This is a genomic window from Haloarchaeobius salinus (assembly GCF_024464185.1).
Lineage (GTDB): Archaea > Halobacteriota > Halobacteria > Halobacteriales > Natrialbaceae > Haloarchaeobius > Haloarchaeobius salinus.
In genome coordinates, this window is record NZ_JANHAU010000001.1 from 490,612 (window position 1) to 517,580 (window position 26,969).

Annotated in this window: 20 protein-coding genes; 11 read left to right on the forward strand and 9 right to left on the reverse strand. The window is 69.2% G+C overall.

Features of this window, described 5'->3' with window-relative positions:
• Window positions 1-48: 48 nt before the first annotated feature.
• Entirely contained in the window at window positions 49-1,350 is a 1,302-nt protein-coding gene (locus NO345_RS02465; RefSeq protein WP_256296175.1) for an O-acetylhomoserine aminocarboxypropyltransferase/cysteine synthase family protein, read from the reverse strand.
• 138 nt (window positions 1,351-1,488) lie between these two features.
• On the opposite strand from NO345_RS02465, the gene NO345_RS02470 reads away from it, so the two are divergent.
• Entirely contained in the window at window positions 1,489-2,544 is a 1,056-nt protein-coding gene (locus NO345_RS02470) for an alpha/beta fold hydrolase (protein WP_256296177.1), read from the forward strand.
• A gap of 15 nt (window positions 2,545-2,559) precedes the next feature.
• Here the strand turns inward: NO345_RS02470 and metX are convergent, their stop codons facing one another.
• The 3 genes from metX to NO345_RS02485 all read right to left on the reverse strand — a co-directional run bounded on the left by metX (window position 2,560) and on the right by NO345_RS02485 (window position 6,972).
• Complete coding sequence (metX, locus tag NO345_RS02475; protein WP_256296179.1) at window positions 2,560-3,813, reverse strand: homoserine O-acetyltransferase MetX; 1,254 nt, start codon at window positions 3,811-3,813, stop codon at window positions 2,560-2,562.
• Window positions 3,810-5,135 (reverse strand): O-acetylhomoserine aminocarboxypropyltransferase/cysteine synthase family protein, encoded by a 1,326-nt coding sequence (locus NO345_RS02480; RefSeq protein ID WP_256296181.1) that lies wholly within the window; start codon window positions 5,133-5,135, stop codon window positions 3,810-3,812. Before NO345_RS02480 ends, metX begins: the two co-directional genes overlap by 4 nt.
• Window positions 5,136-5,520: 385 nt before the next feature.
• The gene (locus NO345_RS02485; RefSeq protein ID WP_256296183.1) at window positions 5,521-6,972 is read right to left on the reverse strand and encodes an aldehyde dehydrogenase family protein; all 1,452 of its coding nucleotides are present in this window, start codon (window positions 6,970-6,972) and stop codon (window positions 5,521-5,523) included.
• Between the two features lie 138 nt (window positions 6,973-7,110).
• Between NO345_RS02485 and NO345_RS02490 the strand changes: the two genes are divergently transcribed.
• From NO345_RS02490 to NO345_RS02510, 5 genes are all read left to right on the forward strand, one after another.
• On the forward strand, window positions 7,111-8,022 hold the full coding sequence (locus tag NO345_RS02490) for an MBL fold metallo-hydrolase (protein ID WP_256296185.1): 912 nt from the start codon (window positions 7,111-7,113) through the stop codon (window positions 8,020-8,022).
• 75 nt (window positions 8,023-8,097) lie between these two features.
• Window positions 8,098-10,047 carry an AMP-dependent synthetase/ligase gene (locus NO345_RS02495; RefSeq protein WP_256296187.1) on the forward strand — a complete coding sequence of 650 codons (1,950 nt, stop codon included), beginning with the start codon at window positions 8,098-8,100 and terminating at the stop codon, window positions 10,045-10,047.
• 121 nt (window positions 10,048-10,168) lie between these two features.
• Window positions 10,169-12,151 carry an AMP-dependent synthetase/ligase gene (locus tag NO345_RS02500; RefSeq protein WP_256296189.1) on the forward strand — a complete coding sequence of 661 codons (1,983 nt, stop codon included), beginning with the start codon at window positions 10,169-10,171 and terminating at the stop codon, window positions 12,149-12,151.
• A 125-nt stretch (window positions 12,152-12,276) separates the two neighbouring features.
• On the forward strand, window positions 12,277-13,080 hold the full coding sequence (locus NO345_RS02505) for an N-acyl homoserine lactonase family protein (protein ID WP_256296191.1): 804 nt from the start codon (window positions 12,277-12,279) through the stop codon (window positions 13,078-13,080).
• A 95-nt stretch (window positions 13,081-13,175) separates the two neighbouring features.
• Complete coding sequence (locus NO345_RS02510; protein WP_256296193.1) at window positions 13,176-13,706, forward strand: 2'-5' RNA ligase family protein; 531 nt, start codon at window positions 13,176-13,178, stop codon at window positions 13,704-13,706.
• A 23-nt stretch (window positions 13,707-13,729) separates the two neighbouring features.
• Here NO345_RS02510 and NO345_RS02515 read toward each other — a convergent pair whose 3' ends face one another.
• Together NO345_RS02515 and NO345_RS02520 are read right to left on the reverse strand one after the other, a co-directional pair.
• Window positions 13,730-14,497, reverse strand: a complete 768-nt coding sequence (locus NO345_RS02515; RefSeq protein ID WP_256296195.1) for an ABC transporter ATP-binding protein — start codon at window positions 14,495-14,497, stop codon at window positions 13,730-13,732.
• 576 nt (window positions 14,498-15,073) lie between these two features.
• On the reverse strand, window positions 15,074-16,264 hold the full coding sequence (locus tag NO345_RS02520; protein ID WP_256296197.1) for a thiolase family protein: 1,191 nt from the start codon (window positions 16,262-16,264) through the stop codon (window positions 15,074-15,076).
• 189 nt (window positions 16,265-16,453) lie between these two features.
• Between NO345_RS02520 and NO345_RS02525 the strand changes: the two genes are divergently transcribed.
• The 3 genes from NO345_RS02525 to NO345_RS02535 are packed head-to-tail and all read left to right on the forward strand — an operon-like array spanning window position 16,454 to window position 21,127.
• Entirely contained in the window at window positions 16,454-18,841 is a 2,388-nt protein-coding gene (locus NO345_RS02525) for a flippase activity-associated protein Agl23 (protein ID WP_256296199.1), read from the forward strand.
• A 48-nt stretch (window positions 18,842-18,889) separates the two neighbouring features.
• Window positions 18,890-20,248 (forward strand): ATP-binding protein, encoded by a 1,359-nt coding sequence (locus NO345_RS02530; protein WP_256296201.1) that lies wholly within the window; start codon window positions 18,890-18,892, stop codon window positions 20,246-20,248.
• 54 nt (window positions 20,249-20,302) lie between these two features.
• Window positions 20,303-21,127: an MBL fold metallo-hydrolase gene (locus NO345_RS02535; protein WP_256296203.1), complete on the forward strand. Its 825-nt coding sequence runs from the start codon at window positions 20,303-20,305 to the stop codon at window positions 21,125-21,127.
• Between the two features lie 66 nt (window positions 21,128-21,193).
• Here NO345_RS02535 and NO345_RS02540 read toward each other — a convergent pair whose 3' ends face one another.
• From NO345_RS02540 to NO345_RS02550, 3 genes are all read right to left on the reverse strand, one after another.
• Window positions 21,194-21,439 carry a hypothetical protein gene (locus NO345_RS02540; RefSeq protein ID WP_256296205.1) on the reverse strand — a complete coding sequence of 82 codons (246 nt, stop codon included), beginning with the start codon at window positions 21,437-21,439 and terminating at the stop codon, window positions 21,194-21,196.
• Window positions 21,440-21,579: 140 nt separating this feature from the next.
• Window positions 21,580-22,488, reverse strand: a complete 909-nt coding sequence (locus NO345_RS02545) for a DUF7351 domain-containing protein (RefSeq protein WP_256296207.1) — start codon at window positions 22,486-22,488, stop codon at window positions 21,580-21,582.
• Window positions 22,489-22,703: 215 nt separating this feature from the next.
• The gene (locus NO345_RS02550; RefSeq protein ID WP_256296209.1) at window positions 22,704-23,675 is read right to left on the reverse strand and encodes a DUF5787 family protein; all 972 of its coding nucleotides are present in this window, start codon (window positions 23,673-23,675) and stop codon (window positions 22,704-22,706) included.
• Between the two features lie 110 nt (window positions 23,676-23,785).
• On the opposite strand from NO345_RS02550, the gene NO345_RS02555 reads away from it, so the two are divergent.
• Together NO345_RS02555 and NO345_RS02560 are read left to right on the forward strand one after the other, a co-directional pair.
• Window positions 23,786-25,618, forward strand: coding sequence for an SLC13 family permease (locus NO345_RS02555; RefSeq protein WP_256296211.1), 1,833 nt, complete (start codon window positions 23,786-23,788; stop codon window positions 25,616-25,618).
• 115 nt (window positions 25,619-25,733) lie between these two features.
• The gene (locus tag NO345_RS02560; protein ID WP_256296213.1) at window positions 25,734-26,969 is read left to right on the forward strand and encodes a translation initiation factor IF-2 subunit gamma; all 1,236 of its coding nucleotides are present in this window, start codon (window positions 25,734-25,736) and stop codon (window positions 26,967-26,969) included.

A 26,969-nucleotide genomic window follows, 5' to 3' on the forward strand; every position in this document is an offset into this window, starting at 1 on the left:
CGGCGCGAACCGCGAACTGCGACTGCAGACCGCGAAAACGAGTGCTCCTCAGTTCGTCGCCTGCGCGATGGCCTGGTCGAGGTCCGCGACGATGTCGCCGACGTCCTCGACGCCGACCGACAGCCGGACCATGTCGGGCGTGACGCCCGCGGCGAGCTGTTCCTCCTCGGTGAGCTGCTGGTGCGTCGTACTCGCGGGGTGGATGACGAGCGTCTTCGCGTCGCCGACGTTCGCGAGCAGGCTCGCCAGCTCGGTCGACTCGACGGTCGTCCGGGCGGCGTCGTAGCCCTGCGCCAGCCCGAACGTTATCATGCCGCCGTAGCCGCCGTCCAGATACTCGCTGGCGGCGTCGTGCGTCTCGTGGTCATCGAGCCCGGGGTAGTTCACCCACGACACCTCGGGGTGGTCGGCGAGGTGCTCGGCGACGACCTGTGCGTTCTCGCAGTGGCGGTCCATCCGCATCGGGAGCGACTCGAGCCCCTGGATCGTCTGCCAGGCGTCGAACGGCGACTGCTGGTTGCCGAGGTCGCGCAGCCCGCGGGCGATGGCGGCGTAGGTGAACGCGGCCTCGCCGAACCGCTCGGAGAAGTTGACGCCGTGGTACGCCGGGTTCTCCTGTGCAATCTCGGGATAGTCGTCGGCGTACTCGTCCCACGGGAACGAGCCACCGTCGACGAGGACGCCGCCGACCGTGGTGCCCGAGCCGTGGAGCCACTTCGTCGTCGACTCCCAGACGAGGTCCGCGCCGTGGTCGAGGGGCCGGCAGAGGTACGGCGTCGCGAACGTGTTGTCCACGAACAGCGGGACGCCGTGGTCGTGTGCGATGTCGGCGATGCGCTCGATGTCCGGCGTCACGAGCGCGGGGTTCCCGATGGTCTCGAAGTGGACGTACGCGGTGTCGTCGTCGATGGCCTCCGCGTAGGCGTCGTAGTCCAGCGTGTCCACGAATCGGGCCTCCACACCGTTGCGCGGCGCGGTGTGTGTGAAGTACGTGTACGTCCCGCCGTAGAGCGAGGAGGCGGTGACGATGTTGTCGCCCGCGTCCGCCAGCAGGAACGTCGCGAGGTTGAGCGCGCCCATCCCGGACGCCGTCGCGACCGCGCCGACGCCGCCCTCCAGCGCCGCCATGCGCTCCTGCAGGGTGGAGACGGTCGGGTTCATCAGCCGCGAGTAGATGTGCCCCGGCTTCTCCAGGGCGAACTGGGCGGCGGCGTCCTCGGCGTCGTCGAACACGTAGGACGTCGTCTGGTAGATCGGCGGTGCCCGCGCGCCGGTCGTCGGGTCGGGTTCCTGTCCGGCGTGCAGCGAGTCCGTGGCGAACTGTCGCTCGTCGGAGTCCTCGTCTGTCATGGGCGCTCGTACGGGCGGCGGGGGTAGTAACGCGGTGGTAGCGGCCGGATTTGACGCTATGAGTGACGCCAGCGGGCGGGTACGAGCGTGTTGGGTGGTACCGCTGGTCTTGATACTCCTGCTGGCCGAAGGTGGCCCATGGCATCCGACCTTCCGGACGCTGTCACGGCACGGCGCGTCGAGACCGAGCGACTGGCGACGAACGTACTCGTCTCGGGCGACCCGGACGGCACGCCCGTCTGCCTGGTGCACGGGAACGTCTCCTCGGCCCGATTCTGGGCGGAGCTGATGGCCGACCTGCCCGACGACTACCGGGTCGTCGCGCCCGACCTCCGCGGGTTCGGCGGCTCGGAGACGAAGCCCGTGGACGCGACCCGCGGGGTCCGCGACTTCACGGAGGACCTGACCGCGCTGTTCGACGAACTGGGCCTCGAGCGGCTGGCGCTCGTCGGCTGGTCCATCGGGGGCGGCGTCGCGATGCAGTACGCCATCGACCACCCCGAGCGGCTCAGCGACGTTGTCCTCGTCAGCACGATGTCGCCGTACGGCTTCGGTGGGACGACCCGCGACGGGACACCCTGCCGGCCGGACCACGCCGGCACCGGTGGGGGCCTCGCGAACGACGAGTTCGTCGAGCGCCTCGCCGCGGGCGACACGAGCGCCGAGGACGACGCGTCGCCGCGTACGGTGATGCACGCCTTCTACGTCGGCCCGGCCCACGAGTTCGACCCCGAGACCGCCGACGCCTACGTCGAGGCGATGTGCGATACGGCCGTCGGCGACGGGAACTACCCCGGCGACGCGGTCGCGTCGGAGCACTGGCCGGGGGTCGCACCGGGCGAGCACGGCGTGCTCAACGCGGTGTCGCCGAAGTACTACGATACGTCGGGACTGGTCGACATCGACCCGAAGCCACCGGTGCTGTGGGTGCGTGGCGACGCCGACATGATCGTCTCCGACACCTCCTTCTTCGACGCCGGCTACCTCGGGCAGGCCGGGGAGCTGCCCGACTGGCCCGGCGAGGACGTCTTCCCGCCGCAGCCGATGAACGAGCAGACCCGGGACGTGCTCGAGGCGTACGCCACCGAGGGCGGCAGCTACACCGAGGAGGTGTTCGCCGACGTCGGGCACTCCCCGCACATCGAACGCCCGGGACGGTTCCGCGAGCTGTTGACCGGCTTCCTCGCGGACTGACGCCGCGACGGCCGGTCAGTCCCCGAACAGGCTCGTGTGGACGGGGGCGAACTCGTCGCCGTCGTCGGTGGACTCGGCGGTGTCGGTGACGGCCTGCCCGGCGACGCCGTCGGCGATGAAGTCCGACAGCGGCGGGCCGACGCGCTCGGGTTCGACGAGGAAGGCGTCGTGGCCGTGGTCGGAGTCGACGACGTGGTGGGCGACGGGCACGTCGGCCTCGCGGGCGGCCTCGGCGAGCCCCTCCGACTGGGCGACGGTGAAGTGCCAGTCGCCGGTGAACGAGAGGCAGAGGAGTTCGCCGTCGAACGCGCCGAGGGCGGCGGCGTCGGACTCGTAGCCGGCGGCGGCGTCGTACTCGTCCATCGCCCGGATGAGGTAGAGGTACGCGTTGGCGTCGAACCGCTCGACGAAGCGCTCGGCGTTGTAGTCGAGGTAGGACTCAACGTCCCGGTACGGGAAGAACGAGGCGGCGGGGTCGGGGACCTCGCGGGAGTGCCCCCGGCCGGCCGAGCGGCGGCCGAACTTGCCGTCCATGGAGGCCTTCGAGAGGTACATGATGTGGCCGATGCGGCGGGCCTGTGCGAGCCCGTCGTCGGGGTCGGGACGGTCGTCGCCGTAGTAGTCGCCGCCGTTCCAGTCCGGGTCGGTGGTGATGGCGCGGCGCGCGACCGTATCGAGCCCGAGGCACTGTGCGTCGAGGCGCGGTGCGGCGGCGACGACGGCGACGTGGTCCACGTCGTCGGGGTACCGCACCGCCCAGTCGAGCGCGTTCATCCCGCCGACGCTGCCGCCGACGACCGCCCGGAGTCGACCGACGCCGAGGTGGTCGAGCAGCCGGCGCTGGGCGCGGGTCCAGTCCGCGACGGTGACCGGCGGGAAGTCGGTGCCCCACGGCTCGCCGTCCGGACCCTCGGTCGGCGGGCCGGAGGAGCCGTAGCAGGAGCCGGGGACGTTCGCGCAGACGACGAACTGCTCGGTGGTGTCGATGGCCTTGCCGGGGCCGACCACGTCGCCCCACCAGGCACGGGCCTGGCCGGCGGTGTCGGTGCCGTCGCCCGCGTCGTCGCCGTCCACGCCCCGGTCCGGTCGCCGGGCGACGTGCTGGCTGCCGGTGAGCGCGTGGCAGACGAGCACCGCGTTGCCGGCGTGCCGGTCGCCGTCGGCGGGTTCGTACTCGCCGTAGGTCTCGTAGGCGATCTGCAGGTTCTCGATGGACTCGCCGCACTCGAACGTGAACTCGCCGAGGTCGGCGACGCCGCGCTCGTTCATCGGGAGCCCTCCGGGCCGGTGTCGCCCCCGACTGGCCCGTCGTCGTCACCCGTCGCCGCCGCGATGGCCTGCGCCACGTCGGCCAGCAGGTCCGTCGGGTCCTCGATGCCGACGGAGAACCGGAGCAGGTCGGGCGTGACGCCGGCGTCGCGCTGCTCGGCCTCGGTCAGCTGTGCGTGGGTGGTGCTCGCCGGGTGGATGACGAGCGACTTCGCGTCGCCGACGTTGGCGAGGAACGAGACCAGTTCGACGTTCTCGCAGAAGCGCTTCCCGCCGGCGTAGCCGTTCTCCAGGCCGAACGTGAGCATCCCGCCGTAGTCGGCGAGGTACTCGCTGGCGTTCCCGTGGGTCGGGTGTGAGTCGAGGCCGGGGTGTGAGACCCACGCCACGTCGTCGTGGTCGTCGAGGTACTCCGCGAGGACGAGCGCGTTCTCGCAGTGGCGGTCCATCCGCAGCGGGAGCGTCTCGATGCCCTGCAGGGTCTGCCAGGCGTCGAACGGCGACTGCTGGCTGCCGAGCGCGCGCAGCGACCGGTACTGCACGGCCTTCGCCAGCGGCGCGTCGAACCGTTCGGAGAAGTCGACGCCGTCGTAGCCCGGGCTCTCGCCGGCGAGCTCGTCGTAGCCACCGGCCGCCCAGTCGAAGTCGCCGCCGTCGACGACGACGCCACCGACGGTCGTGCCCGAGCCGTGGAGCCACTTCGTCGTCGACTCCCAGACGACGTCGGCCCCGTGTTCCAGCGGGCGACAGAGGTGCGGCGTCGCGAACGTGTTGTCGACGACGAGCGGGACGTCGTGGGCGTGGGCGAGCTCGGCGACGCGTTCGAAGTCCGGCGTCACCAGCGACGGGTTGCCGACCGTCTCGACGTGGACGAAGGCGGTGTCCTCGTCGATGGCCTCGGCGTAGGCGTCGTAGGAAAGGGTCTCGACGAACGTCGCCTCGATGCCGCGTCGGGGTGCGATGTTCGAGAGGTACGAGGTCGTCCCGCCGTAGGTGTCCGTCGAGCAGACGACGGTGTCGCCGGCCTCGGCGAGCACGAGCGTCAGCGCGTCGAGTGCGGCCATCCCGCTGGCGGTGGCGGTCGCGCCGGGCGCGTCGTGGAGCGCGGCGAGCCGTTCCTCGAGGCGGTCGACCGTCGGGTTGGAGATGCGCGAGTAGACGTGGTCGTCGCGGTCGAGCGCGTAGCGGGCGGCGGCGTCGTCTGCGTCCGGGAACGTGTACGAGGTGGTCTGGTAGATGGGGGGCGCGCGGGCCCCTGTCGCCGGGTCCGGCTCCCCGCCCGCGTGGAGCGTGCGGGTGTCGAAGCTGGCGTCGTCGTTCATGTACGTGGTGCATATTACTACAAACGTGTATAACTCTCAGTTACGGCAATATTGGGTGGAACCGCCGGTGTGTCGACGTATCGCACGCGGATGCGGACCCGAAGCCGGGGCTGGCCGTCGGGACGTACTCGGCCGAAGAGTGGCACGGGAAAGATAGAGAGAGTCGAATGGTGGTGGATTCAGCAGGCAGCCCCGGGTCGGTCGGGAGTCCGACCCGGATGGGTGCAGGGGCCGAGCCGGTCCGGTCCAACGAACATGCAGATAGGCGCGGATGTCTCGGCCCGCTCTGTAGCTTCGCCGGCGGAGTAAAAAGAGGGGGTCGCCGATTCCGAGCGACTGGGAATCGGCGGGGGTCCTTCTACCGAAGCCCCCGTGACCACCGGTCTCAGTACAGGTTGACGTTGACGTTCTTGACCTGCGTGTACTCCTTGATGGCCTCCTCGCCCTGCTCGCGACCGTAGCCCGACTCCTTGTAGCCGCCGAAGGGCGTCTGCGGGAACGTGACCGGGTACTCGTTGATGGAGACCATGCCGTACTCCAGGCGCTCGGCGACGCGATGTGCGCGCTTGATGTCGTTCGTCCAGATGCCGGACATCAGACCGTACGGCGAGTCGTTGGCGACCTCGATGGCCTCCGCCTCGTCGCTCACCTCGATGACCGACAGCACCGGCCCGAAGATCTCCTCGCGGGCGACGGTCATGTCGTTGGTCACGTCGGTCAGGACGGTCGGCTCGACGAAGTGGCCGACGTCCTTGTCGTCGGGGACGCCACCGCCGGCGGCGACGGTCGCACCCTCCTCGACGCCCTGCTCGATGTACGAGAGGACCTCGTCCTGCTGGCTGGCCGATACCTGCGGGCCCATCCGGCCGTCGTCGTCGATGCCGGAGCCGAGCGGCATCGCCTCGGCCATCTCGCAGACCATCTCGACGAGCTCGTCGTGGACGTCCTCGTGGACGACCAGGCGCGAGCCCGCCCAGCACATCTGCCCGCAGTTCATGAAGATGCCGTTGCGGACACCCTTCGACGTGGCGTCGAGGTCCGCGTCGGGGAAGACGACGTGCGGGCCCTTGCCGCCGAGCTCGAGCGTGACGCCGGTGACGTGCTCGCTCGCGGTCTCCATGACGTGCTTGCCGATCTCGGTCGAGCCGGTGAACGCGACGTGCTCGACGCCCTCGTGGCTGGCCAGCGCGTCACCCGCCGTGCTCCCGCGGCCGGGCAGCACGTTGAAGACGCCGTCGGGCAGGCCGGCCTCCTCGGCGGCCTTCGCGTAGTACAGCGCCGACAGCGGCGTCTCGCTGGAGGGCTTCAGGATGGCCGTGTTGCCGGCGGCCAGTGCGGGCGCGAGCGAGCGACCGGCGAGCTGGAACGGGTAGTTCCACGGGCTGATGTGGGCGGTGACGCCCAGCGGCTCGCGACGGGTGTAGTTCAGGCGCGGGCCGTCGACCGGGATGGTGTCGCCCTGGATCTTGTCCGTCCAGCCGGCGTAGTACCGGAACGTGTCGACGACCATGCCGACGTCGATGGACGCCTCGAACGGCGTCTTGCCGTTGTCGTGGGACTCGACGAGGCCGATCTCCTCGTCCATCGCCTCGATGGCGTCGGCCATCGCGTGCAGGTGCTGACCGCGCTCGCCCGGCCCCATGCGGCTCCACTCGCTGTCGTGTGCCGACGCGGCCTCGGCCGCCTCGACCGCGCGGTCCACGTCCTCGGGGCCCGCCGCCGATACCTCGGCGTACAGCTCCTCGGTCGCCGGATCGTAGGTTTCGAGCGTCTCGCCGGACGCTGCATCTGTCCATTCGCCGTCGATGTACAGCTGTGTCGGGCCGTCGTATGCCATAGACGGTGGTTCGGTTTGCGGCGGATTAGTAGTACCGGAGCGTGGCAAGGCGCGCCGGGTCTCCCCGGTCTCCGGAGTCGACCGGAACGGGGCCGCCCACGAGACAGGCTTTTCACCCGGCGGCACGCGCCACCACGTATGACAGCAGGCGACGTGAACGAAGTCACGACGGGCGAGTGCTCGGACCTGTACTACGTCGACACCGGCATGTACGGCACGGCGGAGTACGGCGCGGTGTACGTCCTCGACGCCGCGGAGGTCGCGCTCGTGGACACCGGCATCGGGACGCATCACGACCGCGTCCTCGACGCGCTGGACGAGCTCGACATCGCGCCCGAGGCGGTCGACCACCTCGTGGTGACGCACGTCCACCTCGACCACGCGGGCGGGGCGGGCTTCCTCGCCGACGCGTGCGAGAACGCGACGGTCTGGGTCCACGAGCGCGGCGCGCGCCACCTCGCGGACCCGTCGCGGCTCTGGGAGGGGACGAAGGCCGCGGTCGGCGACCAGATAGACTGGTACACCGAACCGCAGCCGGTGCCCGAGGAGCGCATCGAGACCCTGGCCGACGGCGACACCATCGACCTCGGCGACCGCGAACTGCACGCAGCGCACGCGCCGGGGCACGCACCGCACCAGCACGTGTTCCACGACCCGGCGAACGACGCCGTGTTCACGGCCGACGCGGCGGGCATCTACGTCCCGAGCCTGGACCTGGTACGGGAGACGAGCCCGCCGCCGCAGTTCGACCTCGAACAGGCGCTCGCCGACGTGGAGACCATCCGGTCGTTCGAGCCGTCGACGCTCCTGTACCCGCACTTCGGGCCCGCGGCGACCGACGACCGGCTCACCGAGTACGAGGCCAGACTGGAGTCGTGGGTCGCGGAGGTGGCGGCAAAGCGCGACGAACTCGGCGACGACGAGGCCGTCGTCGAGCACTTCGCGGAGACGACCGAGATGGCCGAGGTCTGGGGCGAGCGCAAGGCCAGCGGCGAGACGGCGATGAACGTCCGGGGCGTGCTCCGGTACCTCGACAGCCGGGACGACTGAGCCGGTCGCGCAGTCGGGGAGAAACTGACCGAAAGTTCAGGTGTTTTTATCCCCCCTGCAGTACAGGGGTGTGGTATGAACTGGCAGGAGGCGGAGCGAGAGTACACCGACGAGGTGACAGGTGAGACGAACCTCGCCCGGATGTTCGAGGACAGCGCCGAGCGACACGCCGACCGTCCGGCACAGATGTTCAAGGGTGGGGTCTACGACCGTTCGCTGACCGAGTCGGTGGTCCCGGCGGCCCCGGACGGCGAGTACCGCGCCATCAGCTACGACGACATGCGGACCGTCGTCCGCCACCTGGCCGCCGGCTTCCGCGACCTCGGCGTCGGCGCGGGCGACCGCGTGGGTATCTTCTCGAACACGCGGATGGAGTGGGCACAGTGCGACTTCGGCCTGCTCTCGGCCGGCGCGGTCGTGACGACCGTGTACTCGGGCTCGTCGGCCCGGCAGGTGCGCTACCTGCTCGACGACCCGAACGCGACGGCCGTCGTCGTCGAGAACGAGGACGCACTCTCCCGCGTGCTGGAGGTGGAGGACGACCTCGACCTCGAGTTCATCGTCTCCATCGACCGGCTCGACGGCCACGACGACCGCGACGACATCCACACGCTCGCCGAGGTCCACGACCGGGGCGCGGAGCTCTTCGACCGCGACGAGTACGAGTCCTGGGTCGACTCGCGCGAGTGGGACGACCTCGCGAGCCTCATCTACACCTCGGGCACGACCGGCCAGCCGAAGGGCGTCCAGCTCACCCACGGCAACTTCCGGTCGAACGTCAACCAGATCCGCAAGCGCTACGGCCCGCGTCCCGACAAGGGCGACCTCCCGGTCATCGACGCGGACACCCGGACCGTCTCGTTCCTGCCGCTGGCGCACGTCTTCGAGCGGACGGCCGGCCACTTCGAGATGTTCGCCGCGGGGGCCTGCGTCGGCTACGCCGAGAGCCCCGACACCCTGCGTGACGACTTCAACGCGGTGAAGCCGAACGCCGCGACGAGCGTCCCGCGGGTGTACGAGAAGATCTACGACGCCATCCGCGAGCAGGCCGAGACCTCGAACCTGCGCTCGCGCATCTTCGAGTGGGCGACCGACGTGGGCGTCGAGTACTACGAGGCCGAGAACCCGGGCGTCGCGCTCCGGGCGAAGGCCAGACTCGCCGACAAGCTGGTGTTCCAGAAGGTGCGCGAGGCGCTCGGCGGCAACGTCGACTTCCTCATCAGCGGCGGCGGCTCGCTCTCGCCGGAGCTCTGTGCGCTGTACCACGCGATGGGCCTGCCCATCATGGAGGGCTACGGGCTCACCGAGACCGCACCCGTCGTGTCGGTGAACCCGCCGGAGGAGCCGAAGATCGGCACCATCGGGCCGCCGGTCGTCGACGAGGAGATCCACATCGACGAGGACGTGGTCGAGCAGGCGACGTTCGCCGACGACCCCGGACAGGTCGGCGAACTGCTCGTCCACGGGCCGAACGTCACCGAGGGCTACTGGGAGAAGCCCGGCGAGACGACCGAGGCGTTCACCGAGCTGGACGGCGAGCGCTGGTTCCGCACCGGCGACATCGTCCACCTGCGGCCCGACGGCTACATCGAGTTCCGCGAGCGCTCGAAGCAGATCCTCGTGCTCTCGACCGGGAAGAACGTCGCGCCCGCCCCCATCGAGGACGCCTTCGCCGCCTCGCCGGTCGTCGAGCAGTGCATGGTCGTCGGCGACGGCGAGAAGTTCGTCGGCGCGCTCATGGTACCGAACCTCGAACGGCTCCGCGACGAGGCGGCGGAGGACGGCACCGAACTGCCCGACGACGACGAGGCGGCCGTCGAACACGAGTACGTCCGCGAGCGGGTCCAGGCGGAGGTCGACCGCATCAACCCGCAGTTCGAGACCTACGAGCAGATCAAGCGGTTCCGGCTGGTCACCGAGGAGTTCACGGAGGAGAACGACCTGCTGACGCCGACGATGAAGAAGAAGCGCCGGAACATCATCGACGTGCACGACGGGCTCATCGACGATATCTACGCGGAGTAGCACCGGACGGCTCGACGCCCCTCACACCGGCAGAACGGGGCGAAGGCCGCGCTTGAACTGCGGGAAACGGGCAAAACTGCCATAACTTTTTATCATGGTCCGGTCCTGATAACGCCCAGTCATGGATTGGCGGGAGGCAGAACAACAGTTCTCGGACGACGTGACGGGCATGAACACCCTGGCACGGATGTTCAACGACAGCGCGGACCGACACCCGGACCGGCCGGCACAGAAGTACAAAGGCGATGTGTACGACCGGAGTCTGGCCACGGTGGGGGCGGTGGACGAGGCACCGGCTGACGGCTACGCGACGCTCAGCTACGCCGAGATGCAGGACATCGTCCAGAGCCTCGCGGCGGGGTTCCGGGCGCTCGGCGTCGGGGCTGGCGACAGGGTGGGGCTGTTCTCCGACACGCGGATGGAGTGGGCCCAGTGCGACTTCGGCCTGCTCTCCGCGGGCGCGGTCGTGACGACGGTGTACGAGTCGTCCTCGCCGGCACAGGTGCGCTACCTGCTCGACGACCCCGGCGCGACGGGTGTCGTCGTCGAGAACCAGGAGCTGCTCGACCGCGTACTCGAGGTCTCGGACTCCCTGTCCATCCGTTTCATCGTCTGCATGGACGACCTCCCGGCTGAGTACGGCGACGAGGACGGCGTCTACACGCTCGGCGAGGTGTACGAGCAGGGGCGGAAGCGCTTCGACGGCGACACCTTCGAGACGTGGCTCGACGAGACCGACGTCGAGGACCTCGCGAGCCTCGTCTACACGTCCGGAACGACCGGCCAGCCGAAGGGGGTGCGCCTGACCCACCGCAACTTCCGGTCGAACGTCAACCAGATGTACCGCCGGTACGGCCCGCGCCCGGAGAAGTCCAGTTCGTTCCCGACCATCGACGAGAACACCCGGACGGTGTCGTACCTGCCGCTGGCGCACGTCTTCGAGCGCGCCGCCGGGCACTTCCTCATCTTCGCGGCCGGCGGCTGCGTCGGCTACGCCGAGAGCGTCGACACGCTGAAGGAGGACTTCCAGACCGTCGAACCGAACACCGCGACGAGCGTCCCGCGGGTGTACGAGAAGATCTACGACGCCATCCGCGAGCAGGCCGCAGAGAGCGGCTTCAAGGAGCGGGTCTTCAACTGGGCGACCGGCGTCAGCCGCGAGTACTACCGCTCCGACCGGCCCGGGGCGCTGCTGAGGGCTCGCTACTGGCTCGCGGACAAGCTCGTCTTCAGCGACGTGCGCGAGGCGCTCGGCGGCAACGTCGACTACCTCATCAGCGGCGGTGGCACGCTCTCGGACGAGCTCTGTACCCTCTACCACGGGATGGGGCTGCCCATCTACGAGGGCTACGGGCTCACCGAGGCGTCGCCAGTCGTGACGAGCAACCCGCCCGAGGAGGTCAAGATCGGCACCATCGGCCCGGCGTACCACGACATCGACGTCCGCATCGACACCTCGGTCGTCCCCGAGGGCGAGGCGACGGACACGATGGGCAAGCTCGGCGAGCTGCTCATCCGCGGGCCGAACGTGACCGACGGCTACTGGAACAAGCCCGAGGAGACCGAGGCCGCGTTCACCGAGGACGGCTTCTTCAAGACCGGCGACATCGTCCACGAGCGACCGGACGACTACCTCGTGTTCCGCGAGCGCTCGAAACAGATCCTGGTGCTGTCGACGGGGAAGAACGTCGCGCCCGCCCCCATCGAGGACGCGTTCGTCTCCAGCCGTCTCGTCGAGCAGGTGATGGTGATGGGCGACGGGGAGAAGTTCGTCTCCGCGCTCGTCGTCCCGAACTTCGAGGCGCTGCGCGAGCGGGCCGCGGAGGAGGGCGTCGACGTGCCCGACGACGACTACGCGCTCTGTGACGACGACTGGGCGTACGAGACCATCGAGGCGGAGGTCGAGGCGGTGAACGAGCGCTTCGAGAAGCACGAACAGATCAAGGAGTTCCGGCTGGCCGAGGAGGAGTTCACCGAGGACAACGACATGATGACGCCGACGATGAAGAAGAAGCGCCGGAACATCAAGGACCGCTACGACCGTCTGGTCGAGGAGATCTACGGCGAGGACGACCGCGCGGAACCGGCGGAAGCCGAGGACTGAGCTGCCGGACCGCCGTCGTCGAGACGCCGCGCTCGCCTCCTGCGACGGCCCCCGATGCGATGTCGTCGGGCCACCCACGGACCGCGCACCCTTTTATTCCGGTCCGCCCCGAAGCTCGGGCCGTCATGTCCGCGACGGCACTCTACACGCTGAACACCGCGCACTGGACGTTCGACTTCTCGGCGGCCGTGCAGATGCAGAACCCCGGCGAACCGTACCGCGGTACCTGTCCGGCCTACCTGATCGAGCATCCCGAGGGCACGGTGCTCGTCGACACCGGCGTCAGCCCGGAGCTGGTGGCGGACCCGGCGTCGTACGGCCCCACCGGGGCGGCACACATGGCCCCGCTGCTGGAGACGCTGGAGCAGGCCGAGGACCAGCACCTCGAACGACTGCTCGACGCGGTCGGCTACGAGCCGGCCGACGTCGACGTGGTCGTCATGAGCCACCTGCACACCGACCACGCGGGCAACCTCGATCTGTTCCCCGACGCCGAGTTCGTCGTCCAGAAGGCGGAGCTGCGCTACGCGTTCTACCCCGACGGCGTCCAGCGCCTGTTCTACGTCACCGGCGACTTCCACCACCTGCGACGGATGGACTACGACGTGACCGCGGTCCGCGGCGAGTACGACGTGTTCGGCGACGGGAGCGTCGTCGCGTTCCCGACGCCGGGGCACTCGCCGGGCCACCAGTCCGTGCAGGTCGAACTGCCCGACGCGGGGACGGTCATCCTCGCCATCGACGCCGCCAACCATCGCGAGGGCTACGAGGGCGAGCTCGCGGCGTCGTTCGCACACTCGCTGGAGGACTCCGTGGAGTCCATCCAGGCCGTCAAGCGTCGGGCCGAGCTGGCCGACGCGGACGTGTACGTCCACCACGACCCCGACGACATCGGCTCGCTGCCCGAGCCGCCGGCGGCGCTGAAGTAGTTGGTTCGCCAACAACGTTATCTCACAGACCCCCGAAGCGTCTGACGCACGTCCGACGCGACGGGGGAGACTCGTCGTCGGGTGCGTGATACGCGATGAACTCGGCAGTCATCTCGACGTTGCCCGACGACCACCACCAGCGCGTGCTCGACATCTGGGACGACCTGGAGGCCGAGTTCGGCATCGACCCGGCGTCCGAACTCCCGCCGCCGCACGTCTCCTACCACGTCGCGGAGACCTACGACGCCTCGACCGTCGAGTCGCGGCTCCACTCGGTCCGGCCGGAGGTCGAGCCGTTCACCGTCCGCACCGGCGGGCTGGGCGTGTTCACCGCCGCGCCGGTGGTGTACCTGCCCGTCGCACGGTCACCGGAGCTGGCCGAACTCCACGACAGCCTCTGGTCGCGACTCACCGACTTCGCCGACCGCGCCGACGACTACTACCACCCGGAGCGGTGGTTCCCGCACGTCACGCTGGCGTACCACAGCCTCGACGACGAGCTTGCGGGCGACGTGGTGACCTTTCTGTCCGACTACGAGTTCGACTGGGAGATGGAGATCCGGGACCTCGCGCACCTGGAGTCCAACGGCACCGAGACGCGCATCTGCTCGCGCGTGGAGCTGTGACCGAGTTCCGCTGACGACGAACCCTACTCCGCCGGCGACTCCGCCGCCGCCTCCCCGACCTCCGTCGTCACCGCGAGGAACGCATCCTCCAGACTGGTCGCTTCGCCCGTCTCCGCCCGGCGTTTCAACTCCTCGGGCGCGCCCTGAGCCACCAGCCGGCCGTCGTGGAGCACGCCGATACGGTCCGCGAGCTCGTCGACGACGGGCAGGATGTGCGTCGAGAGGAACACCGTCATCTCCCGGTCCGCGAGGTCCGCGATGGTGTCGCGCATCGTCCGCGCCGCCCGCGGGTCCAGCCCCGAGGTGGGCTCGTCGAGGAACGCGACCTCGGGCTCGTGCAGCACCGCCTGGATGACGCCCGTCTTCTGTCGCATCCCCTTCGAGTAGGCGTCGATGCGCTTGTCCGCGTCGTCGAGCAGGTCGAAGCGTTCGAGCAGGGACTCGATGCGCTCGGCCGCCTCGTCGTCCGGGATGTCACGCAGGCCCGCGACGTACTCCAGCTGCTCGCGCCCCGTCAGCTCCTCGTACAGCGGTGGCTCCTCCGGCAGGTAGCCGATGTGGGGGGTCACCGACTCGCGGTCGGTGATGGGCTGGCCGGCGACGTGCGCGGTGCCCGCACTCGGGCGCGTCAGCGTCGTCAGCATCCGCATCGTCGTCGTCTTCCCCGCGCCGTTCGGCCCGAGGAAGCCGAACACCTCGCCGCTCTCGATGCGCAGGTCGAGGTCGCCGACTGCCGTCTCCCCGTCGTACTCCTTCGTCAAGCCGTCCGTGACGATGGCCGCGTCGGTCATTGTCGGAGTCGTTCGTGGGCTGGCGGTATGAAGGCACCGTGGCTGTTTCCGGGTGTGAAAAGTCGGCTAGTGATGTTCGAGGAGCGTGCTTCGGGCGGTTGTCTGGGTAGGGGGAACAGCTGGGTCCCTCGGTCAGTCGTGGGACTCGCCAGAACCGTCAACAGCCAGAAAGCCCCGGCAGGCTACGCTTCCGGGACTCGCTGCGGTCCTCGTTCCTGCGGTCCTTGCGTCGTCCAGGTTCGCGTAGCCTGCCGCCCCTTTCAGCCCCACCCGACCCCGACTGCACCGCACCTCACGCCTCCCCAGCCTCCTGCGGTGCTCGCTGCGCTGCGCTCCTCGTCCCTCGCACGAGTGGGGCTCGACACGCTCGCTTCGCTCGCGGTCTCGCCAGCCGCGCGCCACCCGGCTGGTCGGGAAGCATCGCCACTGGCGGAGCGACGAAAACGAAAAACTCCAGAAATTCGATTACTCCCCGTTGACTTCGAACTCGATGGCTGCGCCCTGGCACGACCACCTTTTGTCTCCCTCGCTTCGCTCGGTCGCAAAAGCTGGGCCAAAAAGTGGGAGTGAAGGCGTCTACTCTCCGTTGACTTCGAACTCGATGGCTGCGCCCTGACCGAAGCCGACGCAGAGCGTCGCCAGGCCGAGGCCGCCTCCGCGCTTGCGGAGCTCGTGGATGAGCGTCACTGGCAGCCGGGCACCGGAGGCACCGAGCGGGTGGCCGATGGCGATTGCGCCGCCGTTGACGTTGAAGATGTCCTCGTCGATGCCGAGCTCCTCGCGGGCGTACACCGTCTGGGAGGCGAACGCCTCGTTGAGCTCGACGAGGTCGTACTCCTCGATGTCGCGGCCGTTACGTTCGAGCAGGCCGCGCGTGGCCGGGACCGGACCGATGCCCATGACGGTGGGGTCGACGCCGGCGACGTTGTTCATGCCGACCTCGGCGAGGATCTCGAGGTCGTGCTCCTCGGCGAACTCCTTCGAGGTGACGAGCGTGGCCGCTGCACCGTCGGAGATCTGGCTGGAGTTGCCGGCCGTGATGTCCTTCATGAACGCGGGCGGGAGGCTCTGGAGCGTCTCGAAGTCGGTGTCGGGCCGGATGCCCTCGTCCTCGGTGATGGTGCGGACCTCGGTCTCGACGGGCTCGCCCTCGTCGTCCTCCTCGACGGTGACCTCGGCCTCGATGGGGATGATCTCGTCCTCGAAGCGGCCCTCCTCGGTGGCGGCGGCGGCGCGCTGGTGGCTCTGGACGGCGTAGCGGTCCTGGGCCTCGCGCGAGATGTCGAACTCGTCGGCGACCTTCTCGGCGGTCATGCCCATCTGGAGCTCGACCATGTTGTACAGCTCCTGGAACGCCGGGTGGAAGTTCCGGCTCTCCATCCCGCCGCCCATCGGCACGCGGGTCATGTGCTCGAAGCCGCCCGCGATGATGCAGTCGCGGTTGCCCGCCGCGATGGCATCAGAGGCGGAGATGACCGCCTGCATCGAGGAGGCACACCAGCGGTTGATGGTCGTCGCGGGCACACTCTCGCCGAGTTCGGACATCAGGGCGATGATGCGGGCGACGTTGTTGTCCTGCTCGCCGCGCTGCTGGGCGCAGCCCCACATCAGGTCGTCGACGTCCGCGCCGGAGAGGTCGTTCTCGGCGAGGATCTCGTCGATGAGGGGGACGGAGAGGTCCTCGCCGCGGGTGTTCTCGTAGACGCCACCCTGGCGACCCTGGGGTGTCCGGTACGCTGCCGCGATGACGGGCGTGTGTCCTGGCATACCTGTAGCGTGGGCAGGCACCACCTTAAATCACGGCTGAACGGGCAGTAATCGTGCCGGGAGTTTATTCGACCCGTCAACGAGCGGCCGGAATCGTTCCAGCCACCCGACACCGAGTCGGAATCCGACGGTCCTCCCGGTGAACGGAACCCAAAAAGGGTTTAGGCACGCTCTCGCTGGAAGCGAGTAATGACCGACGACCCCACGCCGCCCTCCAGCCGTCCGGCGGACGCGGTCCGCACCGACGGCGGGTCGTCGTCCCCCTCGACGGACGACCGGGACGAGGCCGACGGCCGCGACGGGCCAGCGGAACACGACGAGGTCGACGAGCCCACAGGAGAGGACGAGACACCGGGTGAGAGCGCCGACGAGCGGACGGACGACGACGAGTGGGACGAGTGGACCGCCGGGACGGTGAGCGAGGACACGCCCACCGACGAGCCCGACGACGAGCAGCCGACGGGCGACGACGCAGCGACCGACGACCCCGAACCGGACGAGCTCGCGGGCAACGACGACTACCCGTGGTCGTCGAGCAACCGCACGCTCGGCGCGCTCGTGCTCGTCGCCGTGGCCGGCCTCGCCGCGCGGCTGGTGTGGCTCGGCGAGCGGCTCGTCCACCAGGACGAGGGTCGGGTCGCCTACTGGGTGGTCCGCTATCTCGAGACCGGCGCGTACGAGTACCGCCCCATCGTCCACGGCCCGTTCCTCTTCCACGTCGACAGGTACGTCTTCCAGCTGCTCGGGCCGTCGGACTTCAGCGCGCGGCTTCCGGTCGCCATCCTCGGTGCCATCCTGCCGCTCGCGGCGTGGCTCTACCGGAAGCACCTGCGGGACACCGAGGTCGTCGCACTCGGGCTGTTCCTCGCGTTCAACCCGGTCCTGCTGTACTACTCGCGGTTCATGCGCTCGGACATCCCGCTGGTCGTGTTCGTCGCGTTCACCGTCGGGTTCTTCCTGCGGTACTACGACGAGCGCCAGCGTCGGTACCTCGCCGCCGGGGTGGCGACGCTCGCGCTCGCGATGACGACGAAGGAGAACGCGCTGCTCTACCCGGTCTGCTGGCTCGGGGCGGCCGCGCTCCTGCTCGACCACCGGCTGTTTCGTGCGCCGGTGACCGACGACCTGACGGTCTGGGGCGTCCTCGTCGACTACCTCGACTGGGTGCTGCCGTTCGACCTTCGCGGGTCGTGGAACACGCTCACGGCGGGGAACGTGAACGGGCTCGTCGACCGCCACATCGACTGGTGGCGGACGGGCTGGACCGCCGTCGCGGTCGCGGTCGGCCTCGTCGTCGAGTTCTTCGCCATCATCGTGCTGTTCTACGCGCCCCGCGGCGGCGGCTACACGAAGCAACACGCCGCAGGTTGGCCCGGTCCGGAACAGGCCGGCCAGAACATCGGGCTGTGGAACTCGCTCGGCCAGCTCGCCGGCGGCGACCCCGACATGTTCGTCGCGGTCGTCCGGGAGGCCATCGTCGGCTCGTGGGAGGAGTTCACCGGCCAGTGGGCGAGCGACCACGGCAACTCCTACCTCTCGTTCTTCGAGCACTACGTGAACGTGCTCGAAGCGGCGGCGCTCGTGCTCTGTGCGTTCGCCGTCATCGGGTTCGTCGTCGACCGCTACAGCAGCGACGGCCCCCGCGACCTCGTCGCACTCGCGTCGTACTGGGGCTTCGTCAGCGTGCTCGGCTACCCCATCGCGACGGACATCCGCGCGGGCTGGGCGACGACCCACGCCATCATCGCGCTCGCCATCCCGGCGGCGGTCGGCCTCGCCATCGTCTTCCGCTGGGGCATCGAGTCGTTCACCGACGACGACCCCGTCGGCGTCGCGCTGACGGTCGTCGTCCTCCTGCTCGTCTCCGGGCAGGTCGCCACGACGGCGGTCGGGCTGGTGTACGTGAACGACCAGGACCCCGACAACATGCTCGTGCAGTACGCCCAGTCCTCCAGCACGGACCTGAAGGACAGCCTGCAGGAGGTCGAGCGCATCGGCCGCGAGCAGGGTGGCCCCGACGACGTGGACGTGCTGTTCTACGGCAACGAGTACTACACGTCGAACCTGAGCGACGACTTCCAGCCACCGGCCTCCAGTGGCTACTACGAACGCCGGACGCTGATGTGGTACATGGAGATGTACCAGTACCGCGCGAACCAGACCGACGGGGAGAGTTTCGTCTACGACACGGCCATCACGCTCCGGCAGGTCAACCGGACGAACGCACCGGTCGTCGTCGCCATCGGGAACGGCTCCAACGGCGATGACGCGGAGGACATCCACCGGTGGCTCATCGAGGAGGGGTACGAGCCACGCGAGTTCCAGCGCTTCGCGACGGTCAACCGGACGGACGAGGGGCTCGGACCGGGGACGCCGTTCATGATCTACGTCAACGAGTCGGCGCTGTCCGAACCGGCAGACGTGCCGGCACCCGAGCAGTCGAACGCGGTGGGACCCGTCTCGACGGCACCCACCGACCGGCTGCAGACGGCGGCCCGGACCGTCGCCGTGGACGACTGGCTCCGACGCGCGGCGCGACCGGCCCGAGCGCGCGGGTCGCCTGTTCTCGGCGCGTAATCGGTGCTCCGACGGCCTTAAGCGGCCGTGGCGTCAACCTCTGGAAGAATGAGTAACGCGGCGCTATCGGTCGTCGAGTTCCTGTTGACCGCCGACGTCTACACCGAGAACCGCGAGCTGGACGAGAACGACCTCCCGCCGCGGTTCCGACGCGTGTTCTACGCCGACGGCGAGGTCGAGCGACCGCTCACGGTGACGAACAAGACGGCCCGGGCGGCGACGAGTATCGACCACCCCTGGGACGCGGTCTCCGAACTCCTCTTCACCGACCGCGACGAGTTCTCCGGGAAACTGACGCTCACCCAGCCCGAGATGGCCGAGAACTGGTTCCTCGAACGGGTGGACGCCGGGGTGATACGCCGGAACCCCACCCTCGCCTGGGAGTTCGCCGACGAGTTCGACGGGGTCACCTACGAGGAGGCCCGGGAGGCCAACCGCCCCATCCAGGCCGACCGCGTCTGGATCGACTCGCTGCTCGACGAGATGTTCGAGGACGAGGAGGACGAGGAGATGCTCGACCTCGTCGACATCCGCGCGCCCGAGGAGATCGACCAGACGCTCGACGACATCGTGCTCACCGAGGAGCAGGAGGGCGAGATTCAGAAGGTCGTCAAGGCCATCGAGCACCGCGAGTACCTCGCCGAGATCGGCCTGCGCGAGATCGGCAAGCTGCTGTTCGTCGGCCCGCCGGGCACCGGGAAGACCTCCGCCGCGAAGGGGCTGGCGTACAAGCTCGACCTGCCGTTCGTCGAGGTGAAGCTCTCGATGATCACGAGCCAGTACCTCGGCGAGACGGCCAAGAACGTCGAGAAGACGTTCGAGGTGGCAAAGCGGCTCTCGCCGTGTATCCTGTTCATGGACGAGTTCGACTTCGTCGCCAAGACCCGCGGTGGCGACGAACACAACGCCATCAAGCGCGCCGTCAACACCCTGCTGAAGAGCATCGACGACATCTCGCTCATCCAGGACGACGTGCTGCTCATCGGTGCGACGAACCACCCCGACCAGCTCGACGCCGCGGCCTGGCGGCGCTTCGACGAGATCGTCAACTTCCCCAAACCCGACCACGGGATGCGTTCGGACATCCTCCGCATCATCACCCGCGCGATGGACATCGAGGAGTTCGACCCCGACGCCATCGCCGACATCACCGAGGGCCTCACCGGGAGCGACCTCCGGCTGGTCATGCGCGAGGCCGTCCTCGACGCGCTCACCGAGGAGCGCACGACGCTGACCCAGCAGGACCTCGAGGCCGCCGTCGCCGACTTCGAGGAGCGGGACAATCTCAAGAACATGGACATGATCGAGGGCGACCACGACGCCCTGGTCGCGGGCGGCGACATCGCGGGCGACGGGTCGGGGCACGACAGCGACGAACACGATCACGATCACGGTCACGACGACTGAGACGACGACCCCCAACCCGCGCCTTTTTCGCCCCCCAACCCAAAGCCGGAGACGATGCTGGTCACGCTGCTCGGAACGGGCGACACGACGGGGACGCCGACGCCCGGCTGTGACTGCGACACCTGCCAGGCGGCCGTCGAACGCGGCGTCGAGCGCACCCGGTTCTCGGTCCACGTCCACAACGAGCGCACCGGGGAGTCCCTGCTCGTCGACTGCAGCCCCGACTTCCGCTACCAGTTCCTCAAGAACGACGCACCCCTGCCGGACGCCGCCGTCGTCACCCACATCCACTTCGACCACCTCGACGGCCTCGGCAACGCCTACCGGCTGCTCGACGGCCTGCAGGTGCACGCGGCGAACGAGACCGACCCGGAGACGGGCGAGAGCGTCGCCGACACCGTCGACCGGAAGTACGACTACCTCGACGCGGTGACGGTGAACCACCAGACGCCGTTCGAACCCTTCAGCACCTGCGGCTTCGAGGTGACGCTCGTCCCCGTGGCCCACCCGCCGCTGGTCTGCTACGGGCTGGCCATCGAGGACCCCGAGACGGGCGCGAAGCTCTCCATCTCGGGTGACACGAGCTACGCGCTGGGAGAGGACTCACGGGACGTGCTTCGGGATGCCGACCTGCTGCTCGCCGACGGTATCGTGCCGGCCAGCCTCTGCAGGCACCACCCCCTCGGTGGCGACCACGCCGACGCGGACGGGGTCTTCCGCACGTTCGGCACGAAGCACATGACCTACGAGGGGGCGCTCGCGCTGGGTGAGGACGTCGACGCCGACGTGACGCGGGTCGTCCACGCGGCGCACTTCTACCCGGTCGAGGCGGCGTTCGACGACGCCATCGCGGTCGACGGCGAGACGTACGAGCTGTAGAAGGAGACGACCGGGTGTGGGATGACGGACGCCGGTCATGGGATGGAGGCTGCTTGCGCCGCCCGTTCAGAGTGTCTCGCCGACGAGGTGGACGAGCGCGAACGGACTCGCGACGACGCCGACCAGCAGCGCGGCGTAGACCGCGAGGCCGACGGCGAGCGCAAGCCCGGGGACGAGCGTCAGCGCGACGGTCGCCAGCGCGAGGACGGCGACGACGGCGAGCAGGACGCGGCCGAGTCCCTGCGGGACGGTGGTGGTCTTGGGTCGGTTCTTCCGCCCGAGCGTGGTGTTGGTGGTGGTGGTGGTGCTCATCTGTTCTCATCTGTTCGTAGCACTGCCGACCCAATAAGTATAATCTGAAAAACATTTCTGTAACCTGCTGTACTGAAATTCCCTTCACCAACCGCTCCCGGGGTGGGGCGAGGGACGAGAAGACCGGACAGCGACCGCAGTCAGTCGTCGGCGGGAACCGGTGCCGTGCGCTCGACCTCGGACACCGCGAGGTCGTCGTCGATGGTGACCGTGAGGGACTCCCCGTCGAGCTCGATGGTCACGGTGACCGAGAAGGGGTCCGTCGAGTGAACGGTCGTCCCGTGGTCGGAGACGCACCACGGGAGCTCCCAGTACGGCGTCCCGTTGAGGTCGACGTCGTGCTCGCGGTGGAAGTGGACCACGTCGGACTGGTCGAGCAGCACGAGGCCGATGGCCGAGCAGAGCGAGTGCCCGCACTGCTGGCAGACGTGCTCGACCCGGACGTCCGAGCCGATGCAGCAGTCGCCCTCGCGCTCGACGTGGCTCGCCATCCTGCCGCTGCACTCGGGGCAGACGCCGTCGGCGGCGAGACAGTGGAGGTGACGGACGCGCTGGTCGAACGCCTGCATGACCTCGTCCCGGTCACGGTCGGTCAGCCCGCCCGGCGGGAACGGGTACTCGCCGTGGGGGTGGCCGCAGTCAGCGCACTCGATGGTGATGTTCTCGTCCTCGTAGGCGGCGACGAGCGAGCCACCGCAGGCGACGCAGTCGGCGTCGAGGCCGTGGGGCCCCCAGCGCGGGTTCTGGTTGAACTCGCCGGCGATGACCGCCCGGACGACCTTCTTGCCGGCGTAGCGCAGGTCGTAGCCGTCGTCGGTGTTCACGACGAACTGGTCGGTGAGCTGCTGGAGGTGATAGTTGAACTGGGCGCTGTCGCGCATCTCGACGGTCTCGCGGAGGTCCGAGAACCGGACCGGTCGCTCGTCGGCCCGCCAGAGCGCCTCGAGGATGGACAGCCGCGTCTCGTTGCCCACCACCGAGAACGCCTCCGCGGGCGCGACGCACGCCTCGCACTCGTTGATGTCCGGTTTGCTGTCCGGTCTGCTCATAGACGGTAGTTCACGAGCATCCAAGTAAAGCGTTCCCTGTAGTCCGTTTTGGTACAGAAAATGACATTATCCGGACCGAGGGTTCACAAAGGATGACGGGACCAGCCCCGGCGTGCTCTGACGAGTCGCCGCGGGCCGACCAGCGGTCGTACGGCACACCGGTCCGCGCCCACCCACTGTGCCGTCTGTTCGCCCCACGGTAGCGGTGGCCTCCCTCAGCCGAACCGGTCCAGCCCCGCCTGCCTGCTCGCCAGTCCGTCCGGGTCCGCCACCCAGCCGGTCCGCCCGTCCCGCTCGCCCGCCGCGTCGACCGAGGGCGGCTCACCAGCCTCGAACCCCGGACAGTCCGGGCCGCACTCGTTGCCGGGATCGACGACGCGGCCCTTCCACTCGCAGTGCGGGACGCCGCCACCGCCAGCGACGGCTTCGTCCCGGACCCACGCACAGCCCGGGAACTCGGCCACCCGCCAGCCCTTGCCGTAGGCACGCTCGGCCAGCCGGCGGCGTGCCCGGACCTTGGCCTCGGCGGTCGCGACCCGCACCTCCGTCCAGCCCGCGTGCTCCTCGACGATCTCGGTGCCGTGCTCGTCGACCGGGAGTGGCGACGCTTCCCGGACGACGGTGCGGTCCAGCGTCTCGGGGTCGAACCGCCAGACGCCGACCGCCTCGGGGATGCGGTTCAGGTGCGCCCGGGTGACGTGACTCGCCGTCGCGAGCACCACCTCGTCGACGAGCGCCAGCCGGACGTCCTTCAGGAGCTGCGTCTCCAGGTCGCCGGGTGCGCCGAGGTCGGGCTTGTTCTCGACGGCGACGAGCCGGTCGAACCAGCCGTCCGGGTACCGACACGCCCGGCGGACGTGCTCGGCACCGGCGGTCGGGTCGCGCTCGAAGAAGCCCACGTCGACGGCCCGTTCGACGATGCCGCGGGCACGTTCGCCTGGGAGGTCGAACGCGCCGCGCCAGTCCCGCGAGCGACCGCGGCCCACGCCGCTCTCGATGGCCCGGTGGGGGATGCTCCGCTCGGTGATGGCGGCGCGGTCGTCGAACGTCGGGCCTGGTTCGACCACGACCACGTCGAGCACCCGCCGGGCGCTGTGGACGCCGCCGCCGAGCTGTCGCGCGAGCACCCCGTCGACGTCGCGCTCCAGGCTGGCACAGAGCCGCTGTTCGAACGCGAATTCGCGCACAGGTGGCGTTGGCCTCGCGGGGCTAAAAGTCCGTCTCCGAGCGACGTCGACTCGCCACGGACCGGCGTCGTTGGGGTAGCTATTTCTGGGCGACGGGAGAACGACGGGCAATGGCCGTCCCAGAACCGACGACGGCGATGCTCGTGGTGTTCGCCATCACGGGTGTGGCGTTGCTCGCGTTCGTGACGGAAGTGGTCTCGCCGGACGTGACCGCCCTCGCGGTCCTCGTCTCGCTGGTCGTCCTCGAACCGTGGACCACGGTCGACCCCGCGACGGCCCTCTCGGGCTTCGCCAGCGCCGCGACGATCACCATCATGGCGATGTACATGCTGAGCGAGGGGGTCCAGCGGACCGGTGCGGTCCAGCGCCTCGGCGCGTTCCTCGGCCGCGTCACGGGTGGCGACGAGCGCCGCGTCCTCGCCGCGACGGTCGGCACGACCGGACCGCTCGCCGGCATCGTCAACAACACCCCCGTCGTCGCCGTCTTCATCCCGATGATCGGCGACCTCGCCGAGGAGAGCCACCTCTCGCCCTCGAAGTTCCTCATCCCGCTGTCGTACGCCGCGATGCTCGGGGGGACGTTGACGCTCATCGGGACGGCGACGAACATCATCGCCTCCGACCTCGTCGCGACGGACCTGGTGCCCGACCACGGCCCCATCGGGATGTTCGAACTCACGCCGCTCGGTATCGTGATCCTGCTCGTCGGGAGCCTGTACCTGCTGACGGTCGCACCGCGGCTCCTGCCCGAGCGTGTGCCGCCGACGCTCGACGTGACGGACACGTACGAGGTCAGCGACTACCTCGCACAGGTCCAGGTCCGCGAATCGTCGGGACTGGTCGGCCAGCGTGTCGAGGACGCGTTCACCTCGATGGAGCTCGACGTGGACGTGCTCCAGCTCGTCCGCGACGACGAGGTGTTCATCGCGCCGGGGAGCGACCGCGACGTCATGGCGGGCGACGTGCTCACCGTCCGGGCGAACCTGCAGGACGTGAACCGGTTCGCGGAGGCGTACGACCTCCGGCAACTCCCCCGCGAGGAGGTCACCGGCGACAGCCTCAGCGCGCCGTGGATACGCGGCGAACTCATCGAACTCGCCATCCCGCCGGAGTCCGAGTTCGTGGGCGACACTCTCGCGGAGCTGCGGTTCCGGGAACGGTACGGCGGGACGGTCATGGCGATCCGGCGCGGGAGCCAGGTCACCCACGAACGACTCGACGCGTTCGAGCTCTCGGGCGGTGACTCGCTGCTCGTCTACGCGACGTCGACGGCGGCGGAGCTCCTCGCGGACGAGGACGAGGTGCTGGTGACGCGGGGTCCGCGTGACGGGACGGAGAAGCCCCCGCTCTCGCCGAAGACGCCCGTCGCCATCGGCATCCTCCTCACCGTCATCGGGCTCGCGGCGTTCACGCACTTCCCCATCGTCGTCACCGCACTCGGCGGCGTCGTCGCGATGGTCCTCACGGGCTGTCTCGACATCGACGACGCCTACGACGCGGTGTCGTGGAACGTCATCTTCCTGCTGGCGGGTATCCTCCCGCTGTCGGCGGCGCTGCAGGCCTCCGGCGGCGCGGGCTACCTCGCCGACCTGTTGGTGCTGGCGGCCGAGGGAGCCGACCCGCTGCTCGTCGTCGGCGCGTTCTACGTGCTGACGGGGCTGCTCGCGAACGTCATCACGCCGGTCGCGAGCGTCGCCCTGCTGGTACCGGTGGCGGCTCGCTCCGCGAGCGAGCTGGCCGCGGACCCGTTCTCGTTCGTGCTCGCGGTCACCTTCGCCGGCTCGACGGCGTTCATGACCCCCATCGGCTACCAGACGAACCTGATGGTGTACGGTCCCGGCGGCTACCGGTTCACGGACTACCTGCGCGTCGGCGCGCCGCTCCAGCTGCTGCTCGCGGTCGTGACGACGCTGGGTATCGGTGTGCTGTGGCCACCGGGGTGACGCGTCAGTCCCCGTACCCGTCGATTCCGCGCCGCGCTCGTCCCGGAGCGTGGCGTCTGAGAACGGTGGGTTTATCAGTCGCTCGGGGGTAGTCGTAGCCAAGATTACTCTCGATATGGCAGGAAACCATCAACAACCGGAGGTGAACATCGGACTCGTCGGCCACGTCGACCACGGGAAGACGACACTCGTACAGGCGCTCAGTGGCGAGTGGACCGACCAGCACTCCGAGGAGATGAAGCGTGGCATCTCCATCCGCCTCGGCTACGCCGACGCCACGTTCCGCCGCTGCCCCGAGTGCGAGGGTGCCGACGCGTACACCGTCGCCGACCACTGCGAGGAACACGACGTCGACACCGAGGTCGTCCGCACGGTCTCGTTCGTCGACGCACCCGGTCACGAGACGCTGATGGCGACGATGCTCTCCGGCGCGGCCATCATGGACGGCGCGGTCCTCGTCGTGAGCGCGACCGAGGACGTGCCCCAGGCCCAGACCGAGGAGCACCTGATGGCGCTGGACATCATCGGCATCGAGAACATCGTCATCGCCCAGAACAAGGTCGACCTCGTCGACGCCGACCGCGCCCGCGAGAACTACGAGCAGATCACGGAGTTCGTCTCGGGTACCGTCGCCGAGGACGCCCCCATCATCCCGGTCAGCGCGGGACAGAACGTCAACATGGACGTCCTCATCGACGCCATCGAGACGCGCATCCCGACCCCCGACCGCGACCCCGACGCCGACGCACGGATGCACGTCGCACGGTCGTTCGACATCAACCGCCCGGGCACCACATGGGACCAGCTCAAAGGCGGCGTCATCGGCGGCTCGCTCGTCAGCGGCCGACTCCACACCGACGACGACGTCGAGGTCCGTCCGGGCCGTGAGGTCGAGGAGGGCGGCCAGACCGAGTACCGGCCCATCGAGACGACCGTCCGGTCGCTCCAGGCCGGCGGCCAGACAGTCGACGAGGCGTCGCCGGGCGGCCTGCTCGGCGTCGGCACCGGGCTCGACCCGTCCTACACGAAGGGCGACGCGCTCGCGGGACAGATCGCCGGCCCGCCGGGGACGCTCCCGCCGACGTGGGAGTCGTTCACCATGTCCGTCGACCTGCTCGACCGCGTCGTCGGCGACGACATGGGCGAGGTCGAGGACGTCAACACCGGCGAGCCGCTGATGCTCACGGTCGGCACCGCCACCACGGTCGGTGCGGTCACCTCCGCCCGCGACGGCGAGTGCGAGGTCAACCTGAAGCGGCCGGTGTGTGCTTCCGACGGCGCGAAGATCGCCATCAATCGTCGGGTCGGTGCACGCTGGCGGCTCATCGGGGTCGGCACGCTCCAGGGATAG

Coding starts and splice junctions, on each gene's coding strand:
- NO345_RS02465 (WP_256296175.1), bottom strand. CDS start 1,350: ATGACAGACGAGGACTCCGACGAGCGACAGTTCGCCACGGACTCGCTG.
- NO345_RS02470 (WP_256296177.1), top strand. CDS start 1,489: ATGGCATCCGACCTTCCGGACGCTGTCACGGCACGGCGCGTCGAGACC.
- metX (WP_256296179.1), bottom strand. CDS start 3,813: ATGAACGAGCGCGGCGTCGCCGACCTCGGCGAGTTCACGTTCGAGTGC.
- NO345_RS02480 (WP_256296181.1), bottom strand. CDS start 5,135: ATGAACGACGACGCCAGCTTCGACACCCGCACGCTCCACGCGGGCGGG.
- NO345_RS02485 (WP_256296183.1), bottom strand. CDS start 6,972: ATGGCATACGACGGCCCGACACAGCTGTACATCGACGGCGAATGGACA.
- NO345_RS02490 (WP_256296185.1), top strand. CDS start 7,111: ATGACAGCAGGCGACGTGAACGAAGTCACGACGGGCGAGTGCTCGGAC.
- NO345_RS02495 (WP_256296187.1), top strand. CDS start 8,098: ATGAACTGGCAGGAGGCGGAGCGAGAGTACACCGACGAGGTGACAGGT.
- NO345_RS02500 (WP_256296189.1), top strand. CDS start 10,169: ATGGATTGGCGGGAGGCAGAACAACAGTTCTCGGACGACGTGACGGGC.
- NO345_RS02505 (WP_256296191.1), top strand. CDS start 12,277: ATGTCCGCGACGGCACTCTACACGCTGAACACCGCGCACTGGACGTTC.
- NO345_RS02510 (WP_256296193.1), top strand. CDS start 13,176: ATGAACTCGGCAGTCATCTCGACGTTGCCCGACGACCACCACCAGCGC.
- NO345_RS02515 (WP_256296195.1), bottom strand. CDS start 14,497: ATGACCGACGCGGCCATCGTCACGGACGGCTTGACGAAGGAGTACGAC.
- NO345_RS02520 (WP_256296197.1), bottom strand. CDS start 16,264: ATGCCAGGACACACGCCCGTCATCGCGGCAGCGTACCGGACACCCCAG.
- NO345_RS02525 (WP_256296199.1), top strand. CDS start 16,454: ATGACCGACGACCCCACGCCGCCCTCCAGCCGTCCGGCGGACGCGGTC.
- NO345_RS02530 (WP_256296201.1), top strand. CDS start 18,890: ATGAGTAACGCGGCGCTATCGGTCGTCGAGTTCCTGTTGACCGCCGAC.
- NO345_RS02535 (WP_256296203.1), top strand. CDS start 20,303: ATGCTGGTCACGCTGCTCGGAACGGGCGACACGACGGGGACGCCGACG.
- NO345_RS02540 (WP_256296205.1), bottom strand. CDS start 21,439: ATGAGCACCACCACCACCACCAACACCACGCTCGGGCGGAAGAACCGA.
- NO345_RS02545 (WP_256296207.1), bottom strand. CDS start 22,488: ATGAGCAGACCGGACAGCAAACCGGACATCAACGAGTGCGAGGCGTGC.
- NO345_RS02555 (WP_256296211.1), top strand. CDS start 23,786: ATGGCCGTCCCAGAACCGACGACGGCGATGCTCGTGGTGTTCGCCATC.
- NO345_RS02560 (WP_256296213.1), top strand. CDS start 25,734: ATGGCAGGAAACCATCAACAACCGGAGGTGAACATCGGACTCGTCGGC.